18 protein-coding genes are annotated in these 17,049 nt (G+C 70.9%); 1 reads left to right on the plus strand and 17 read right to left on the minus strand.

What is annotated here, in order from left to right; translation table 11 throughout:
- Window positions 1-14: 14 nt before the first annotated feature.
- Genes WFG93_RS07930 through WFG93_RS07940 form a run of 3 tightly spaced genes read right to left on the minus strand, consistent with a single transcriptional unit; the run spans window position 15 to window position 4,040 of the window.
- A complete protein-coding gene (locus WFG93_RS07930) occupies window positions 15-632 on the minus strand; it encodes a response regulator transcription factor (RefSeq protein ID WP_336645795.1) in 618 nt (205 codons plus the stop codon).
- On the minus strand, window positions 629-1,960 hold the full coding sequence (locus WFG93_RS07935) for a sensor histidine kinase (protein ID WP_336645796.1): 1,332 nt from the start codon (window positions 1,958-1,960) through the stop codon (window positions 629-631). The genes WFG93_RS07930 and WFG93_RS07935 overlap by 4 nt, the downstream gene beginning before the upstream one ends.
- Window positions 1,926-4,040: an MMPL family transporter gene (locus WFG93_RS07940; RefSeq protein ID WP_336645797.1), complete on the minus strand. Its 2,115-nt coding sequence runs from the start codon at window positions 4,038-4,040 to the stop codon at window positions 1,926-1,928. The genes WFG93_RS07935 and WFG93_RS07940 overlap by 35 nt, the downstream gene beginning before the upstream one ends.
- A 165-nt stretch (window positions 4,041-4,205) precedes the next feature.
- Here WFG93_RS07940 and WFG93_RS07945 point away from each other — a divergent pair, with 165 nt between their 5' ends.
- On the plus strand, window positions 4,206-5,423 hold the full coding sequence (locus tag WFG93_RS07945) for a Fic family protein (protein WP_336645798.1): 1,218 nt from the start codon (window positions 4,206-4,208) through the stop codon (window positions 5,421-5,423).
- Window positions 5,424-5,516: 93 nt separating this feature from the next.
- Here the strand turns inward: WFG93_RS07945 and WFG93_RS07950 are convergent, their stop codons facing one another.
- The 14 genes from WFG93_RS07950 to fliD all read right to left on the minus strand — a co-directional run bounded on the left by WFG93_RS07950 (window position 5,517) and on the right by fliD (window position 17,030).
- Window positions 5,517-6,680: a flagellar hook protein FlgE gene (locus tag WFG93_RS07950; protein ID WP_336645799.1), complete on the minus strand. Its 1,164-nt coding sequence runs from the start codon at window positions 6,678-6,680 to the stop codon at window positions 5,517-5,519.
- A 10-nt stretch (window positions 6,681-6,690) separates the two neighbouring features.
- A complete protein-coding gene (locus WFG93_RS07955) occupies window positions 6,691-7,116 on the minus strand; it encodes a flagellar hook assembly protein FlgD (RefSeq protein WP_336645800.1) in 426 nt (141 codons plus the stop codon).
- A 15-nt stretch (window positions 7,117-7,131) separates the two neighbouring features.
- A complete protein-coding gene (locus tag WFG93_RS07960; RefSeq protein ID WP_336646052.1) occupies window positions 7,132-8,721 on the minus strand; it encodes a flagellar hook-length control protein FliK in 1,590 nt (529 codons plus the stop codon).
- A 2-nt stretch (window positions 8,722-8,723) separates the two neighbouring features.
- A complete protein-coding gene (locus tag WFG93_RS07965) occupies window positions 8,724-9,146 on the minus strand; it encodes a hypothetical protein (protein WP_336645801.1) in 423 nt (140 codons plus the stop codon).
- A complete protein-coding gene (locus WFG93_RS07970) occupies window positions 9,143-10,438 on the minus strand; it encodes a FliI/YscN family ATPase (RefSeq protein ID WP_336645802.1) in 1,296 nt (431 codons plus the stop codon). The genes WFG93_RS07965 and WFG93_RS07970 overlap by 4 nt, the downstream gene beginning before the upstream one ends.
- Window positions 10,435-11,040: a FliH/SctL family protein gene (locus tag WFG93_RS07975; RefSeq protein WP_336645803.1), complete on the minus strand. Its 606-nt coding sequence runs from the start codon at window positions 11,038-11,040 to the stop codon at window positions 10,435-10,437. Before WFG93_RS07975 ends, WFG93_RS07970 begins: the two co-directional genes overlap by 4 nt.
- A complete protein-coding gene (fliG, locus tag WFG93_RS07980; RefSeq protein WP_336645804.1) occupies window positions 11,030-12,028 on the minus strand; it encodes a flagellar motor switch protein FliG in 999 nt (332 codons plus the stop codon). Before fliG ends, WFG93_RS07975 begins: the two co-directional genes overlap by 11 nt.
- On the minus strand, window positions 12,025-13,659 hold the full coding sequence (gene fliF, locus WFG93_RS07985; protein ID WP_336645805.1) for a flagellar basal-body MS-ring/collar protein FliF: 1,635 nt from the start codon (window positions 13,657-13,659) through the stop codon (window positions 12,025-12,027). Before fliF ends, fliG begins: the two co-directional genes overlap by 4 nt.
- Window positions 13,659-13,982 (minus strand): flagellar hook-basal body complex protein FliE, encoded by a 324-nt coding sequence (gene fliE / locus WFG93_RS07990; RefSeq protein WP_336645806.1) that lies wholly within the window; start codon window positions 13,980-13,982, stop codon window positions 13,659-13,661. The genes fliF and fliE overlap by 1 nt, the downstream gene beginning before the upstream one ends.
- Window positions 13,982-14,374 carry a flagellar basal body rod protein FlgC gene (locus tag WFG93_RS07995; RefSeq protein WP_336645807.1) on the minus strand — a complete coding sequence of 131 codons (393 nt, stop codon included), beginning with the start codon at window positions 14,372-14,374 and terminating at the stop codon, window positions 13,982-13,984. Before WFG93_RS07995 ends, fliE begins: the two co-directional genes overlap by 1 nt.
- A complete protein-coding gene (locus tag WFG93_RS08000; protein WP_336645808.1) occupies window positions 14,371-14,715 on the minus strand; it encodes a flagellar basal body rod protein FlgB in 345 nt (114 codons plus the stop codon). The genes WFG93_RS07995 and WFG93_RS08000 overlap by 4 nt, the downstream gene beginning before the upstream one ends.
- 248 nt (window positions 14,716-14,963) lie before the next feature.
- Window positions 14,964-15,230, minus strand: a complete 267-nt coding sequence (locus WFG93_RS08005) for a hypothetical protein (protein ID WP_336645809.1) — start codon at window positions 15,228-15,230, stop codon at window positions 14,964-14,966.
- Window positions 15,231-15,246: 16 nt separating this feature from the next.
- A complete protein-coding gene (gene fliS / locus WFG93_RS08010; protein ID WP_336645810.1) occupies window positions 15,247-15,645 on the minus strand; it encodes a flagellar export chaperone FliS in 399 nt (132 codons plus the stop codon).
- Window positions 15,642-17,030: a flagellar filament capping protein FliD gene (gene fliD, locus WFG93_RS08015; RefSeq protein WP_336645811.1), complete on the minus strand. Its 1,389-nt coding sequence runs from the start codon at window positions 17,028-17,030 to the stop codon at window positions 15,642-15,644. The genes fliS and fliD overlap by 4 nt, the downstream gene beginning before the upstream one ends.
- Window positions 17,031-17,049 lie beyond the last annotated feature (19 nt).

Raw genomic sequence — 17,049 nt, forward strand, 5'->3', positions numbered from 1 at the left:
CGCGGCCGGCCGGTTCAGAGCAGCCCCACCTGCTGGGCGACGTGGATGGCGCGAGAGCGGCTGTCGACGTCGAGCTTGGTGAAGATGTGCGCGATGTGGCTCTTCACCGTCGCCTCGGTGACGAACAGGCTGCGGGCGATCTCGCGGTTCGCCGCGCCGGTGGCCATCAGGCGCAGCACCTCGATCTCGCGCTCGGTGAGCTTGGGCAGCGGGTTGCGCATGCCCTTCAGCACGCGTGCGGCGAGGTCGGGCGACAGGATGGTCTCGCCGGCGTGCGCGCGCCGGATGCCGTCGATGATCACCTCGGGGGCGACGTCCTTGAGCAGGTAGCCGGCCGCTCCGGCCTCGATCGCGCCGAGGATCTCGGCATCACGGTCGAAGGTGGTCAGGATCAGCACGGCCGGGGCGGGGTCGAGGGCGCGCAGCGCGGCGGTGGTGCGGATGCCGTCGATGCCGGCACCCAGCCGCAGATCGCACAGCACCACGTCGGGGTGCAGGTGAGCGGCGAGGGCGATGGCCTCTTCGCCGGTCGCTGCTTCGCCGACCACCTTGAGGGTGTCGGTGTCGAGCACGCTGCGCAGACCGCTGCGCACCACGGGGTGATCGTCGACGAGCAGGACGGTGGTGGTCATGATGTCGGCTCCTGCGGGTCGGGGGACGGGGTGGGCTGGATCGGCACGGACACCGAGATGGCCGTGCCCTCACCGGGGGCGCTCTCGACGTCGAGGGCACCGCCGAGCTCGCGCAGCCGCGCGCGGATGAAGCGCAGCCCGTAGCTCGACGAGCCGGACTCGAGGTCGCGCTCCCAGGCGGAGGTGTCGAAGCCGACGCCGTCGTCGATGATGTCGAGGCGCACCGAGCGGTCGTCGTCGATCAGACTGACCACGACCCGGGACGCCCTGGCATGCAGGCGCACATTGCCCAGCGCCGACTGCGCCGTGCGCAGCAGCGCCACCTCGACGGCGGTGGGCAGCAGGGGCAGATGCTCATCGACATGCAGCTCGGTGCGCAGCCCCGCCTCCTGCTGCGCGCGCTCGAGCATGCGGGCCAGCGCGTCGGCGAGAACGTTCTCGTCGAGCTCGGCGGGTGCCAGCGCGGCGATGATGCGGCGCACATCGCCCAGGCTGTCACCGGCGAGGTTCTCGAGCTGGGTGAGGGTGCGCGCGGCGTCGGCATCCGTGCTGCGTGCGGCACCCGCATGCGCGAGCAGTCGGATCGACGACAGCGCCTGCGCGACCGTGTCGTGGATGTCACGCGAGATGCGGGTGCGCTCGGCGGTCGCGCCGGCCTCGCGCTGCGCAAGGGCGAGCTCGTCCTGCAGGTCGGCCATCTCGTGCTGAGCGCGGGTGAGCGAGGCCACCAGTCGCTCGCGTTCAGCGGCATCGCGCAGCAGCTGCACGTAGCCGCGCGAGATGCCGAACGCGAACACCCCGCCGATCAGCGGACCGAACACGTTCGCGTAGCTGGTGGCGCCGTGGTGCACGATCGGGCCGAGGATGACGACGGCGAGCACCACCGCCGAGAACAGCAGACCCCAGCGCAGCGGCAGCAGGTGCCCGGCGAGCAGCCAGAGCAGGAAAGCCACCCACACGAACTCCGGCGAGACGGCGACCGCGGCGATCCAGACCGCGGCGAAGCCGACGAGCCACCAGATCGCGACCCGCCGGGCGCCGGCGCGCAGCGGCAGCAGCGCCCCCGCGGTGTGCCAGGCGAGGATCGCCACGCCGGCGATGATGGCGGCGGCCACCGGCGTGCCCGCCGCGATCGCGCGGATCACGCCGATCGCGGCGAGCCCGGCGGCGATGACGTGCTGACCGATCTCCATCGCGCGCACGGTGGGCGCCGCCGAGGCCGGCCCCATCCGGTCACCGTGCGTCCGGTCGGGGATCCTGTTCCGGTGCGTGCGGCCGGGGCCGCCCGGTTCCTCACCGGGCGACAGCGGCATGCTCACGAGGCTCATGGGTCGATTCTTCCTGCGAAGCGGTGGCAGGCGAAGAGCCGGGACGGCTCGGCCACCAGATGCGCTCGCCGACCAGGGCGAAGATCGCCGGCACGATCACGGTGCGCACGATGAGCGTGTCGACGATCACGCCGACCCCGACGATCAGGCCGAGCTGTCCGAGGGTCACCAGCGGCAGCACGCCCAGCGCGGCGAACACCGCGGCGAGCACGATGCCGGCGCTGGTGATCACACCGCCGGTGTGGGTGACGGCCTCGACGATCCCGGCGCGCGTGCCGTGCCGGCCGGCCTCGCTGCGTGCGCGGTGCACGAGGAAGATCGTGTAGTCGATGCCCAGCGCCACCAGGAACAGGAACGCCAGCAGCGGCACCTGCAGGTCGAGGGCGTGCTGACCGAGCAGCACGCGGCTCAGCCACGCGCCCGCGCCGATCGCGGCAACCGCGCTGGCGAGGTTGACCAGCAGCAGCAGCACCGGCGCGACGATCGAGCGCAGCAGCACGAGCAGCACGATGAAGCTGACCGCCAGCACGAGCGGTGCGATCAGCAGGAGGTCCTGCTGGTTGCCGGTGCGCGCGTCGAGGTCGGTCGCGACGGCGCCGCCGACGACGGCATCCGCTCCGGGCACGGCGTGCACGGCGTCGCGCAGCTCGGTGATCTGGTCGAGGCTCTCGGTGGTGCTCGGGGCGTACTCGCTGGTGACCATGAGCTTGGTCAGCGACCCGTCCGCGCTCTCGCCGGCGGGATGCGCGCGCACCACGCCCTCCACGTCGTCGATCGCGGTGAGCACGTCGTCGGCGCGGTCGCTGTCGGCGACGACGAGGATCGGCTGTGCTTCTCCGGCGGGGAAGTGCTGCGAGAGCACCTCGAGCCCGGTGGCGGATTCGGACTGCACACGGAACTTCTCGATCTGGTCGAGGCCCACCGAGGTGCCCAGCAGGCCCGTGGCCATGACGGCCAGCAGCGCCACGCCGCCGACGAGGCTGAGCGCGGGGCGCCGCACCACGCGGGTGGCGAGGGCACGCCACGCGCGACCCTGCACGCGGGCCTGGCCCGGGCGGGGCACGAACGGCCAGAACACGCCGCGACCGCAGACCGCCAGCAGCGGCGGCAGCAGGAACAGCACAGCGGTGAGGGCGATCAGCAGGCCGATCGCGCTCGAGACACCCAGGCCGTGCGTGCCGGGGATGACGGCGAGCACGAGCGTGAGCAGGGCCAGCACCACGGTGACGTTCGAGGCGAGGATCGCCGGAGCGGTGCGCCGCCACGCGATGCTCAGCGCACGGCGGTGGTTCTCGGTCTCGAGCAGCTCTTCGCGGTAGCGGGAGATCAGCAGCAGGGCGTAGTTGGTGCCGGCGCCGAAGACGAGCACGCTGATGATGCCCGCGTCGAACTGCAGGTCCCAGGTAGCGCCGGCCGCGGCGGTCATGCGCCCGGCGAGACCGTCGGCGAGCGCGACGACGACGAGCGGGATCAGCCACAGCACGGGGGAGCGGTAGGTGATGATCAGCAGCACGGCGACGATGAGGATGGTCACCAGCAGCAGGGTGAAGTCGGCGCCTTCGAACGCGGATGCCACGTCGGCGCCGAAGGCCGGACCGCCGGTCACCTGCGAGGTGAGCCCATCGATGCGGTGCTCGGCCAGGTCGGCGCGCAGGTCGCCGACCACCTCGGCCGTCGCGGTGTTCGTCTCGCCCACCGTGATCGGGGCGACCAGCAGCGCGGCCTTGCCGTCCTCGCTCACCAGGGGGCCGGTGGCGTCGGCATCCGTGCGCTCGTCGAGCACGGGCAGCAGGTCTTTCAGCCCGGCGAGGTCGGCCTCGCTCAGCGCCGCGCCGTCGTCGCGCGTGGTGACGACGAGCACCGACTGACGGTCGGCGTGGGGGAATTCGTCGAGCAGGGCGCTCGTGCGCGCGGACTCGGAGTCTGTCGGCGCGGAGGCGTTGCCCTCGGGGGCCTTCGCCGAGCCGAACGCGCCGAACAGCAGCACCATCACGAGCAGGACGAGGCCCAGCGACACCCACGCGCCTCGGCGCGAGGTCAGCCGGTCGGAGAAAGAGGGGCGAACCGCAGAATCTGGCATGACATCAACTTCACCAGCGGGGCGCGCGCAGCACATCGCGAGCAAGGGTGAAGTGGGTCTCAGCCGAAAGGATGAGACCCGCCCGACTGCTCACAGTGCTGGCATGGGAATCGTTATTCTCGTCTCAAAGCGCTAAACCTTAATAGCTCCTGCGATACTCGGGTTATGGTTCTCGAAAAGGACGAGCCTGGACGCGGTGCCCGGCCCGCGCACACGGTCGACACGCTGCCGTGGCGTCAGCAGGCGCGCGGCGGTACGCGCGCTGATCGCATGTTGTCTTCGGTGGACACGATGACGCCGCCGATGATCTCGTCGCTCGACTACGTGCCGCCTATCCCGACAATGGTGCTCTCGGAGTCGGCGCTGCTGGCTGTTGCTCAGGCGGATACCGACGCTGAGGGACACTCGGCTGCGATGAGTCGGTTCATGATGCGGACCGAGTCGGTCGCCTCGTCGAAGATCGAGCGCATCACCGCCACTGCGATCGACTTCGCCAAGGCGCTCGCGGGAAATCGATCGAACAGCTCGGCGACGAGCATGGTGGCGGCGAGCACTGCGCTTCATGACCTTGTGACGGGTGTCGCCGACCGCGGACAGTTCTCGCTGGACGGTCTTCTGGCCGCCCACCTCGCCCTGATGCGGGACGACCGTTACGAAGCCGACTACGCGGGACGGCTCAGAGACATGCAGAACTGGATCGGCGGCAGCGACTACTCGCCGCGTGATGCCCTGCATGTGCCGCCGGCGCCAGAACGCGTGCCGGCACTGATGGAGGACCTCATCGAGTACCTGAACCGTGACGATGTTCCGGTGATGGTGCAGGCCGCCATCGGGCACGCGCAGTTCGAGTCGATCCACGCGTTCACCGATGGCAACGGTCGTATCGGCCGTGCTCTCGTCTCGGCCGTGTTTCGGCGCCGCGGCGTGACGCGCAATGCCGTGGTGCCCCTCGCCAGCGGGCTCCTTGCCAAGCGCGACGACTATTTCGCAGCGCTTGGGGACTACCGGCAGGGCGATCCGGCGCCGCTGATCGATCTGTTCGCCCGCTCGGCGCGCGCTGCTGCGGTGTGTTCGCGCGAGTCGATCGCTCGCATCAAAGCGCTGCCCCAGGAGTGGGCAATCGAGCTCCGGCCGCGGGCGGGTTCGGCTGTGGCAGCGCTCATTCCCGCCTTCTACGATCATCCGGTGATGGCTGCAGCCGAGATCGAACAGCGCTCGGGCGCTTCTGAGCAGCAGACTTACCGTGCGATCGCGCAGCTCGCTGAGGCGGGGTTCATCCAGGAGATCACCGGACGCAAGCGAGACCGGGTCTGGGTCGCCGCCGAGCTGCTGGCGGAGCTCGATGACCTGGATCGGCGAATCCAGGGGGAGATGGCCGGCTGATCCGGCAACGCGAGACAGGAGAGCTCCCGGGATTCTCCGGGAGCTCTCCTGTTGAGCAGATCAGATCCGAGACACCTGCGCGTGCCGGATGGATCAGCGCTTGAGGTTGGTGAGCTCCTGCAGCACCTCGTCGCTGGTGGTGATGATGCGCGCGTTCGCCTGGAAGCCGCGCTGCGCGACGATGAGGTTCGTGAACTCCTGCGAGAGGTCGACGTTCGACATCTCCAGCGCGCCGCTGATGATGCCGCCCATGCCGTCCTGGCCCGCCTGGCCGACGCTCGCCTGACCGGAGTTCGCGGTGGGGCGGAACTGCGACGAGCCCGCCTTCTCGAGCCCGCCCGGGTTGGCGAAGCCGGCCAGAGCGATGCGCGCGAGCACCTTCGATTCCCCGTTGCTGAACGTGCCCATCAGGCTGCCGTCCTCGGTGAGCGCGTACGACGACAGAGTGCCGGCGGGGCGGCCGTTCTGTCCCGTGAGGGCCACCGTGTTCACGTCGCTGAAGCTCGTGAGCGCGGAGAGGTCGACCTTCACGCCGTTGGTCGTCTGGAGGGACGAGTCACCGCTCTGCTTGCCGTTCGCGAACGTCAGCGAGGTGCGGGTGCCGTTCGGGTCGGTGACGTCCCAGCCGCCCGCGGTGCGGGTGAAGGTGAGTTGCAGCGCCGACGCCTTGCCGGCGGCGTCGTACACCTGGATGTCGCGGACGAGCTTGTCGCCCTCCTTCGTCTCTGCGGGCAGGTTCCCCGTCGCCGTGGCGGCGTCGGTGCGAACGGCGGGCACCACGGCGCCGACCGGCAGGGCGATGTTGTCCAGCGCCTGCCCGCCGGTGATCACGCCGTCCTGCGCGGTCCAGCCCTGCACGAGCGCGCCGTCCACCGTGGTGAGTCGCCCGGCGGCGTCGAACGAGAACCCGCCGTTACGGGTGTAGAGCGTCTCGCCGCCGCTCTGCACCATGAAGAAGCCGTCGCCCGCGATCATCAGGTCGGTCGGCACGCCGGTCGGCTGCGGAGCGCCGGAGCTGAAGTTGGTGCGGATGCCGGCGAGCTGAACGCCCAGGCCGACCTGCGCCGGGTTCGAGCCGCCGGCATCCGTCCCCGGGCCCATCGAGTTCTTCACGAGCTGCGAGAGCGAGTCCTGGAACTGCGCGGCGGAGGACTTGAAGCCCGCGGTGTTGACGTTGGCGATGTTGTTGCCGGTGACATCGAGCATGGTCTGGTGCGTGCGCAGGCCGGAGATGCCGGCGAAGAGGGAGCGGAGCATGATGCGCCTTTCAGGAAGAGGTGAGGGTGAGGCCGGAGAGGGCGTCGAGCGGCACGGATGCGCCGCCGACGGTGACAAGGGGAACAGGGCCGGCGAACGACACGGCCGACACGGTGCCGGTGTGCGAGGCGCCGTCGGCGTCGACGTACTGCGCCTCGCGTCCGATGAGCGCGGCGGCGGTCTGCCGCATGCTCAGGGCGAAGCTCTCGGACGTCATCGTCGTGAGCTGAGTGAGCTGCTCCATCGAAGCGAGCTGCGTCGTCTGCGCGATCATCTCGTTCGTGTTCATCGGAGAGCTCGGGTCCTGGTTCGACAGCTGGGTGACCAGCAGCTTCAGGAAGACCTCGGAGTCGAGGGTCTTCTTCTGCGTCGTCGGTGGCACGGTGCCGCCGGTCTGCAGACCGCTCGCGGCGGTGATGGAATCCACGGAGGTCATCGTTCTCCTTCCTGTTCAGGCGTAGACATCGATGCGGGTGCTCCCGCTCGAGAGGCGGTCGGTGTGGACGGGGGAGGCGGCGCTCGCTTCCCTGGGCGCGGGCGCCCCCGGTCGGGCAGCGGCGCCGGCCCGCCAGCGGTCGGACGCGCCGCCGTGCGCGTCGCCGCCGGAATGGGCCGGTGTGCGCGCCTGCGGGTCCTGGCGTGCTTGCGCGTCGGGCCGGCTCTGCTCGCCGAAGCGCGGCTGGCTGTCCGTGCCTCGATCATTCAGCGAGTCCTGCGTTGCGACGCTCACCGAGGCACCCGGAGCGGCGACCGCGAGGTCGCGGCGCAGGTCGGCGAGCAGGGTGCGCAGCGCGTCGCGTCCGGCATCCGAGGGCGCGTGCAGCTCGAGTCGGATGCTGCCGCCGGAGATGTGCGCACGCACCGTGACCGGACCGAGGTTCTCGGGCGAGACGGTGAGGGTGATGCTGTGCTCTCCCTCGGCTGAGCGAGCCAGGGCGATCGCGGGCGTGCTGATCTGCGGCAGCAGAGGCGTGCGCGGCGACGCGCTCGCCGGGGCCGCGGCTGGAGTCGGGGTCACGATGTCAGTCGTCGGCGCCGGGCTGACGGGTGCTGCCGCCGGCAGGGCGGTCGGTGGCGTGGAGTCCGCGGCGGGAGCGGTCGGGACAGAAGCTGTGCCGGATGCAGGAGGAATCGCTGCTTCCGGGACGAGCGCGGGCTGCACGGCTGTTTCGGCAGGCCCGGTCGGGACCGTTGCTGTGGTGACGGCGGGGATGCCGGAGGACGACACGGGCCGGCTGTCGAGAGATACTCCGGGTGCGGGAACAGGCAGGGGATGACCGGCCTCTGCGGCTGGCGACGGGGTGGAAACGGATGCGGCCTGCAGCGTCCATCCGGTGCCGCCGGCCAGCTGCTGCGATGCGCCACCGGCCACCGTGCCTTCAGGGGTGGCGACCTTCCGCGCAGTGATCGTCGGCAGCGCGTCCGGCTGCGAAGCGTCTGCCGATGCGGCGACTTCCGGCGGAGCCTCAGGTCTGGCGGCGTCGGCAGGTGCAGCGTCGGCGGAGACAGTCGGTGATATCGCAGGTTCTGCCGGCGTCATCGCAACCGGCGCAGGGGGGACGGCTCCTGCTTTCGGCAGCCGATCAGTCGGGCGCGGGTCTTCGCGCTCCGGCTCGGCGGACGTAGTCCCCGCAGGCGCAGTCTCTGCAGGCGCAGTCTCTGCAGGCGCAGTCTTTGTCGCGGCAAGCGCACTTGGGGCGGGCGCGGTGACGGCGGGCGCGGTGACGGCGGGCTCGGTGACGGCGGGCTCGGTCTCATTGAGCGGAGCGTCTGCCGGCTCCTCCACCGGCGCTGCGTGCGCTGGTGCTCCGAGGAAAGCCGGCGACGCGATCGACACCGCTTCTGCGGTCAGGACTGCGTTCGCCTTCTCGGTCGTCGCCTCGGGCGCGGCATCCGGCATCCGTCCGTCGAGCGTCGCCTCGCTCTGCTGTCGCAGTGCGGCGGCGAAGCCATCACCTCGTCCGGCAGCCGCGCTCGCCGCCGGCACCGCAGCGCTGGCCCCCTGCCCGGCGGTGGGGGTCGGCAGGTTCAGCATGATCATGCTCACGAGGACTGCTCCTCGCCGCGGCGCAGCGCGATCTCATCCAGCTCGATCTGCTCGGCGCGCAGCTCCTCGGCGCGCATCCGCATCTCGTGCGCGGTGGCGAGCCGGTCGAGTCCGCGCACCTCGCGGCGCGTGCCGTCGTGGTGGCTCTTCGCCTCGTCGACGCGCTGCTGCTGCTGCGCGGCGAGCGTCTGCAGATCGGCCAGCATGCTGCGCCCGGCGACCCGGGCCGCGGCCATGGCAGCCAGTGAGCGCACGTCGACGGCATCCGATTCCGTCGCCGCCAGCGCCGCGCGCAGGTGCCGATCGCGCGCTCGGGTCTGATTCGCGTCGATCACCGCGCGGGAGAGTTCCTGCGCGGCCGCGCGCTCCTGGATCGCGCGCACGCGCAGCAGGCCGGCGAGGGAGAACGATCGTGTCACGGTGTGCCTCCGAGGTCGGCGACGAGCTGCTGCAGACGGCGCCACGAGTCCGCGGCGGGGCTGATCTCATCCAGCGGCTGGGTGAGGAAGGCGGAGATGCTCTGCTCGTTGGCCAGCGCAGCATCCACTCGCGGGTTGGCCCCCGGCTGGTATGCCCCGATGTCGATGAGGTCGTTCGCACTGCGCCGCGCCGCGAGCACGGCGCGCAGGGTGCCGGCCTCGGCGCGCTGAGCGGCGGTCGTGATCTTGCCGGCGACGCGGGACACCGAGGCGAGTACGTCGATGGCGGGGTGGTGCCCGGTCAGGGCGAGGGCGCGGTCGAGCACGACGTGCCCGTCGAGGATGGAGCGCACCGCGTCGGCGATCGGCTCGTTGTGGTCGTCGCCGTCGACGAGCACGGTGTAGATGCCGGTGACCGACCCGCCCCGGTCCGTGCCGGCCCGCTCCAGCAGGCCGGCGAGGATCGAGAACGTCGAGGGCGGGTAGCCGCGGGTCGCGGGCGGCTCACCGGCGGACAGGCCGATCTCACGCTGCGCCATCGCCACGCGGGTCAGCGAATCCATCATCAGGATCGCGTGCTGACCGTCATCGCGGAACGCCTCCGCGATGCGGGTCGCAGTGTACGCCGCGCGGATGCGGGCCATCGCGGGCTGGTCGGAGGTTGAGACGACCACCACCGCGCGGGCGAGGCCCTCCGGGCCCAGATCGTCTTCGAGGAACTCGCGCACCTCGCGGCCGCGCTCACCGACGAGGGCGATGACGGTGGCATCCGCTTCGGTGCCGCGCGCGACCATCGACAGCAGCGAGGACTTGCCGACGCCCGACCCGGCGAACAGGCCCACGCGCTGACCGCGGCCCACGCTCACCAGCGTGTCGAGGGCGCGCACACCCAGTGCCATCGGCGTCGCGATGCGATCGCGGCCGAGCACCGAGGGTGGGGCGTGATCGAGGTCGACGAGCGGGGCCTGGATCGGACCCTTGCCGTCGATGGGGCGTCCCAGTCCGTCGAGCACGCGCCCGAGCAGGCCCGCGCCGACAGGCACGCGCAGCGGACCTCCGCGGCCGCGCACGGGCATGCCGATCGTCAGCCCGGTGGTCGCGGCCAGCGGCATGCAGCTCAACCCGTCGGGGCCGGTCGCGACGACCTCCGCCTCGACGCTGTCACCCAGTTCCACCAGGTCGCCGACCGCGCCGTCGATGCCGCGCACCTCGACGCCGAGTCCACGCACGCGCGTCACGCGTCCGCGTCGTTCCGGTCGGGCGGCTTGCAGCACCGCGCCCCAGCGGCTCACGGGGCTTCTCCGTACAGGGCCTCGCGCGCGCGGGCGAGAGCCCCGCCGATCCGCGCGTCGACCAGGCCGTCGTCGAGCACGGTGATCGCATCGCCCGCGGCGAGGTTCTCGTCTGCGGTGAACGTGGCGTGCGCGGGCAGCAGATCGTGTGCGCGCAGCGTCTGCAGGTCGGCGGGGTTGAGCCGCACCTCGGCCGGGGGTCGCCCGTCTGCGGCGGCCAGCGCTCGGCGCAGTGCGCTCACGGCCGAGAAATCGCGGTCGGTCAGCGCCTCGGCGAGGATCGCCTCCGCCAGTTCGATCGCCCGCGCCGAGATCTGCTGCTCGGCGAGAGCGGCCAGGTTCTGGGTGCGGGCGTCCAGCGCTTCGGTCGCGGCCTGGAGTGCGGAAAGGGCGGATGCCAGCGCGCGCTGCGCGGCGGCATCCGCTTCCTCGCGCTGCAGCTGCTGCTGCGCCGCCACCTGCGCCGCCTCCGCGGCCGCCACCCGGAAGCCATCGGCATGACCGTCGGCGTAGCCGCGCCGACGCGCGCGCAACCGCTCGGCGTCGGCGTCGGCGCCACGCAGACGGGGGAACACCGCCGGGGCGAAAGCGTCAGTAGACATACTCGTCCTCGTCGCTGCGCTGCACCGAGATCTCACCGGCGGCCTCCATGCCGCGCAGCATGTGCACGATCTCCGCGCGCGCCTCCTCGACCTGCGAGATGCGCACCGGACCGAGACTGCGCGACTCGAGGTCGAGGTTCTCGCGGTTGCGCTCCGAGACGTTGCGGCGGATGACCTCGGCGATGCCCTCGTTGGCGCCCTTGAGCGCCAGGGCGAGGGTGCGGAGGTCGACACCGCGCAGCACGCGCTGCGCGTCGCGGTCGTCGAGGCGCACGATGTCGGCGAAGGTGAACATGCGCGAGCGGATGTCGTCGGCCAGCGACCGGTCGCGGTTCTCGATGCTCTCCAGCAGCGACTTCTCGATCGCCGCGTCAGAGCGGTTGATGATCTCGACCAGCGGTTCGACACCGCCGAGTCGCTCCGGGGCGTCACGGGCGGCGAGCACGCCGGTGCGGGCCTTGAGCGATTCGGCGACGATGCCGATGGCATCCTGCGTGGCGGTGCCCATCGTCGCGATCGCGTGCGCGACATCGGTGCGCGCGGCTTCGGGCAGCGCGGCGAGCACCGCCGCGGCATGATCGGTCGCGAGATGCGCGAGCACCAGCGCGACGGTCTGCGGCAGCTCGCCGTCGAGCAGACCGGCGATCTGGGCGGGATCGGCCGCGCTGAGGAACTCGAACGCGGAGTTCGATGAGCCGACCCGGCCCAGCAGCGCCGCCGCTCGCTCGGAGCCGAACGACGCCTCCAGCAGCGTCGCTGCGATGTCCCGACCGCCGCGACCGGGCGGCAGGTGCCCGGCGGCGATGCGCTGGAAGTCGCCCAGAGCCTGCGCGGTGGTGGGCGCGTCGAGGCTCTGCAGGCCGATGATCTCGGCGGTGATGGCCTCGGCCTCTGGTTCGGACAGGTGCTTCATCACCTCGATGGCCGCCGCGCGGTCGATGTTCATCAGCACGACCGCCGCCTTCTGGCGTCCGCTCAGCGTCTTCATACGCCCGCCCGATCCGAGAGCAGCGTGCGCAGCAGGTCGGCGGTGCGCTGCGGGTCGCGACGACTGAGCGCCTCGATCTCGCCCCGGCGGCGCTCGAGGCTCATCTGCGCCGGCTCGGTCTCGATCTCCAGCTCGGGGATCAGCTCGGTGGCCGGCGCGAGCGCGGGCTCGGGGGAGGTGACAGTGAGCGGCACGGTCGCCGGCTGCTCGAGCGCGGGGACACCGGCGTAGGCGGCGACCGACGGGGCGCGCTCGCCGAACATCAGCTCGAACTCGTCGGGCGGCTGTGCGCGACGACGCGCGCGCACCAGCAGGAAGATCACCACGGCCAGCAGCGGTGCGGCGATGGCGACCACGATCAGCGCGGTGGTGAGCATGGCCGAACGCTGCTCGGCCTCCGCGGCATCCTTCGCGGCCTTCAGCGCCGCCTGTGCGGCATCCGCGTCGCCCTGGCTGAACGGCACCAGCTCCACGGTCAGCACGTCTCCGCGCGTGCGGTCGATACCCGCCGCCGCGGCCACCAGATCGCTCAGCTGCCCGCTGCCGATCTCGCCGCCGGCATCCGCGTCCACCGCCACCGACACCGACTGACGCGTGATCGACCCGGCCGGGGTCGAGGTGGTCTGCGTCGCCTTGTTGACGACGTTGTTGCGCGTCTCCTCGGTCATCTCGTAGGTGCCCGCGCCGTTCGAGGGCACCGCGATGTTGTCGGGACCCAGCACGCCGCTGCCGCCCTGTGCTCCCGACCCCGTCTCGGTGCGCGTGTGCTCACTCGAGGGCAGCACACCCTCGACGGGCGTGTAGATCTCTTCCAGGCGCTCGTTCACTGAGCGGTCGACGTCGGCGGTGACCGTCACCGTGGCGTTGCCGGCTCCCACCACGCGATCGAGCAGGTCCTGCACGCTCTTGGCCACGCGGGTCTCGTAGTCGCCCGCCTGCCGATCCACCCCGCCGGTCGCGCCGAGCCCGACGGCCGACAGCGTGTGTCCGCTCTGGTCGACGACCGCCACGTTCTCGGGCTTCAGTCCGCTCACCGCGGCGGAGGTGAGGTGCACGATCGCCTCGATCTGGTCGGCGTTGAGCGAACCTCGGCCGGTCTCGACGAACACCGACGCGGTGGGGTCGACGGTCTCCGAGACGAACACGCTCTCCTCGGGGATCGCCAGGCGCACCGAGGCCGCTGACACGCCCTTGAGCGACGAGATCGTCGCGGCGAGCTCGCCCTCGATCGCTCGCTTGTAGGCGACGGACTGCTGGAACTCCGAGGTCGTCACGCCGAGGTCGTCGAGCAGCGAGTAGCCGTCGGTGCTGTCGCTGGGCAGCCCGGCTGCCGCGGCCGACAGGCGCTGGTCGTACACGTCGCCCTCGGGCACGAGCACCGTCGAGCCCCCGTCGGCCAGCTCGTACGACACCGAGGCCGAGCGCAGCTGCTCGACCATCGCGTTGGCATCCGAGGCGCTCAGGCCGGTGAACAGCGGCGTCATCGTGGGCTTGGCGGCCCAGCTGACCAATGCCGCCACGCCCAGCGCGAGCACAGCGAGGCCGATGATCGCGATGGTGCGCTGGGCCATCGTGAATCCGGCGATGGCCTGCCGGGCGCGTTGGAACGCGCTCGTGACGGCGGTGGGCATCAGGCCTGCATCCGCATGATCTCGTTGAACGCGTCGACGCCCTTGTTGCGCACGGCCGCGACCAGCTCGAGCGTCACCGCAGCGCGAGTCGACGCGATCATCGCGGCGTGGATGTCGTCGAGGTCACCGGTGACCGCGGCCACCTTCAGCCCGTCAGCCTGCGACTGCAGTCCGCGCAGCTCGTCGACGGCACTGGTGATGCTGTTCGCGAAGGTGGCGCCGCCGTCGGTCGATGCGCCGGAGACCGGCGAAGGGCGCTCGGTGGAGAGCGCGGAGGAGGGCAGTGCCGAGGCGAGGGCTTCGACGCCCGAGATCGCGGCCATCAGTTGCGTCCGATCTGCAGGGCGGCCTCATAGGCGTTGCGAGCGCGGTCGACGATCCCGGCGCTGGCCTGATAACCGCGCTGGGCCATGATCAGCTGGCTCATCTGATCGCCGAGGTCGATGTCGGGGTAGCGGACGTACCCGTCGGCATCCGCGAGGGGGTGATCCGGCTGGTGCACGAGACGGCCCTCGTCGCTGCCGAGCTCGGTGCCGGCGACGAACACACCGGGCGAGACGGCGCTGTTCTCGACGACCACGTAGCGCTCCTGGAACGCCGGGGCGGCCGGGGTGACGGCGGTGTTGATGTTGGCGATGTTGTCGCTGAGCGCGTCCAGCCACTTGCGGTGCGCGGTCAGGCCGGTGCTGGCGATGCCGATCGTGTCGAAGGTCACGATGAGGTCCTCATGGCGGCGCGCACCGACGCGAAGGACCCGTTGATGGCCTGTGTGGCGAACTGGTAGCGCAGCATCGTGTCGACGCTCGAGAGCGTCTCGGTGTCGAGGTTGACGTTGTTGCCGTTCAGGCGCGTCGGCTCGAGCGACTCGCCGACCGTGGCGGTGGCGGCGCCGCGTCCGGAGCGGACGGCGTCGGCCAGGGCCTGCTCGAACTGCACGCGCTTGGCGTGGTAGTCGGGGGTGTTGACGTTGGCGATGTTGTCGGCGATGGCGCGCTGACGCAGCGAGAGGCTGTCGAGCGCGCTCGAGAGCGCGGAGAGGGTCACAGAGTCGAACACGAACCGGCTTCCATCCGTCGGTGGGTGAGGCCTATCCGTGGCCGATCCTGGTGAGCGCTCCCTGCTCCTGAGGCTCTATCGGCACATCCCGCCCCCGCGTTAGCCACTGGGGGGTCAAAATTTGTCGTATGAGAGCGGTGCCATGCGGCATTTATTGACCCCTCTCGCGCGCCCGTCTCGTGTGGGGGTCAAAATTTGTCGCATGTTGGGGGTGGGATGCGGCATTTTTTGACCCCTCGTGGCGGGGGTCAGCCGGCGACGTCGAGGTACGCGGGGGAGTCGGATGCCGCATCCGGGACCCTGCGCAGCGCCACGAGCTGATGCGCGATCGCATCCTGCTGCCCGCGGATCTCGGCAATGCGCTCCTGCTGCCGCAGCAGCAGGGTGCGCGCGCGGTCGGCGAACTCCTCGGGCATGGGCTCGGCGGGCGGATGCCACGACGCATCGCCCTCGTCGATGCCGGCCAGTTCGCGTTCGAAGCGGTCGAACAGCGACGTCCACGCGGCGGTGTTCATGCGCGAGCGGCACCTCTCACGCCTGCGCGGCGCTCTGGCCGGTGCTCAGTGAATCCGCCGCCGCACGCCACGCCTCGCACAGCGGAGCGACCAGCTCGGCGCAGCTGCGCGTGCGCTCGGGGTCGCGGCCGATATTCGCCCCGATCAGGGTCTGCGTGAGGAACGCGTACAGCGACTGCAGCCCCGCGCTGCCGTCCCAGGCGTCGGTCAGCGACGAACGCAGCTCGGCGATGATCGCCTGCGCGTGCTGCAGCTGCACGTTCGCCTCGTTCCAGTCCCCGCGCCGCTGTGCGGCCTCGCCGCGTTCGATATCCAGCAGCAGCCGGTCGTACAGCATCGTCACGAGGCGCTCGGGCGCGGCGGACAGGACGGCGAGTTCGCGGTAGCGCTGCTGCGCCTTCAGTGCGGCGTTCATGATCCGGATCCGTTCTGCTTCGGCGTCAGCGCCGCCAGCTGCGAGGAGAGGTAGGAGGACTGCGACTGCATGCGCGACAGCTGCACCTCGAGCTGGGCGTAGGTGCGCTCGAGGGTCGCCTTGCGCTGCGCGAGGCGCACATCCCAGCGTCCGATCTGCTCGCCGATGGCGTCGACCTCGCCCTGCTGGCCGGTGATGCGCGCGGTGAGCAGCCCGTCGTGCTTGTCGGAGTAAGTCTCGGCCACGTCCTGCACGCGCTCGACGACACCGGCGAACAGCCGGGCGACTCGGTCGGGATCCTCGGCCAGCGCGGCGGTGTACTTCGCCTGGTCGAACGACAGCACGCCATGACGGTCGACCGAGATGCCGATGCTCGAGGGCGAGACGTCGTCGACGGGGTACTGCACGGCATCGGCAAGCGCGCGTCGCAGTGCCCGCACCGTGCTGTCGCCGGTGAACACGCCGAGCGTGGTGTTCTCTCCGGCACCGCTGGGCACGGTGGCAGTGGAGCCGTTGTCGATGCGGGTGAGCAGCGAGGCGAGCTGCGAGATCAGATCGCCGGACGCCTTGGCCTGTGCCGACGCGTCGCGGGTGACCCCGATCGTGACGGGATCTGCGGGCTTGGCGGTCACGGTGACGTTCACGCCGGTGAAGAGGTCTGCGAAGGTGCCGGTCGACGATGTGACGACCTGCTCGGCGGCTGTGCCGGCCCACAGCCGGATCTGCGCGTCGGCGCCGGTCGTGATGGTCGCCGCCCCCGGCTCGGTAGCGAGGTCGGTGGAGGCGCCGGCGTCGACGGACGCCATATCACCGCGATCCACCCGGAACGCCCCGGCGGCACCGGTCTCGGTGGCCGACAGCTGCAGACGGTAGAGAGGCGCTCCCTCGGCATCCGTTCCGGCGGAGACAGCACGGGCAGTGATACCGAAACCCGCCGCCGTGATCGCCTTCGCAACGTCCTGAGGGGAGGAGGAGGTCGCAGTCACCTCCACTTTTTCACCGGTGGAGTTCTGCAGCGTGAGCACCGGCGGCTCGTCGGGCCAGGCCGCGTACGCGGCGGTGACGACGGAGTGTCGCTGGGCGACGCGATCGACGACGATCTCGGCGGTGACCGGTTCGGCGTCCTTGGTCGCGGAGACGCTGACGCCGGATGCCGATGACGAGGTGGCGAAGCGCGCCATGGCCCCGGGTGCGAGGGCCGCTTTCGCCTTGGTGGCGATGTCCTGCAGTGAGGAGTTCAGCGACTGCAGGTTCGAGATGATGACGCCCTTGTCGGTCATCTTCGATCTCAGAAGATTGCGGGGGATGGCGTTGACGTCCATCAACGACTTGATGAGCTCGGTGGTGTTCAGGCCCGACACCAGACCGTCGAGTGCGATTCCCATGGGAGCCTTTCCGGAGCGG

Origin of the sequence: Microbacterium sp. USHLN186, from assembly GCF_037145155.1 — a bacterium.
Classification (GTDB): Bacteria; Actinomycetota; Actinomycetes; order Actinomycetales; family Microbacteriaceae; genus Microbacterium.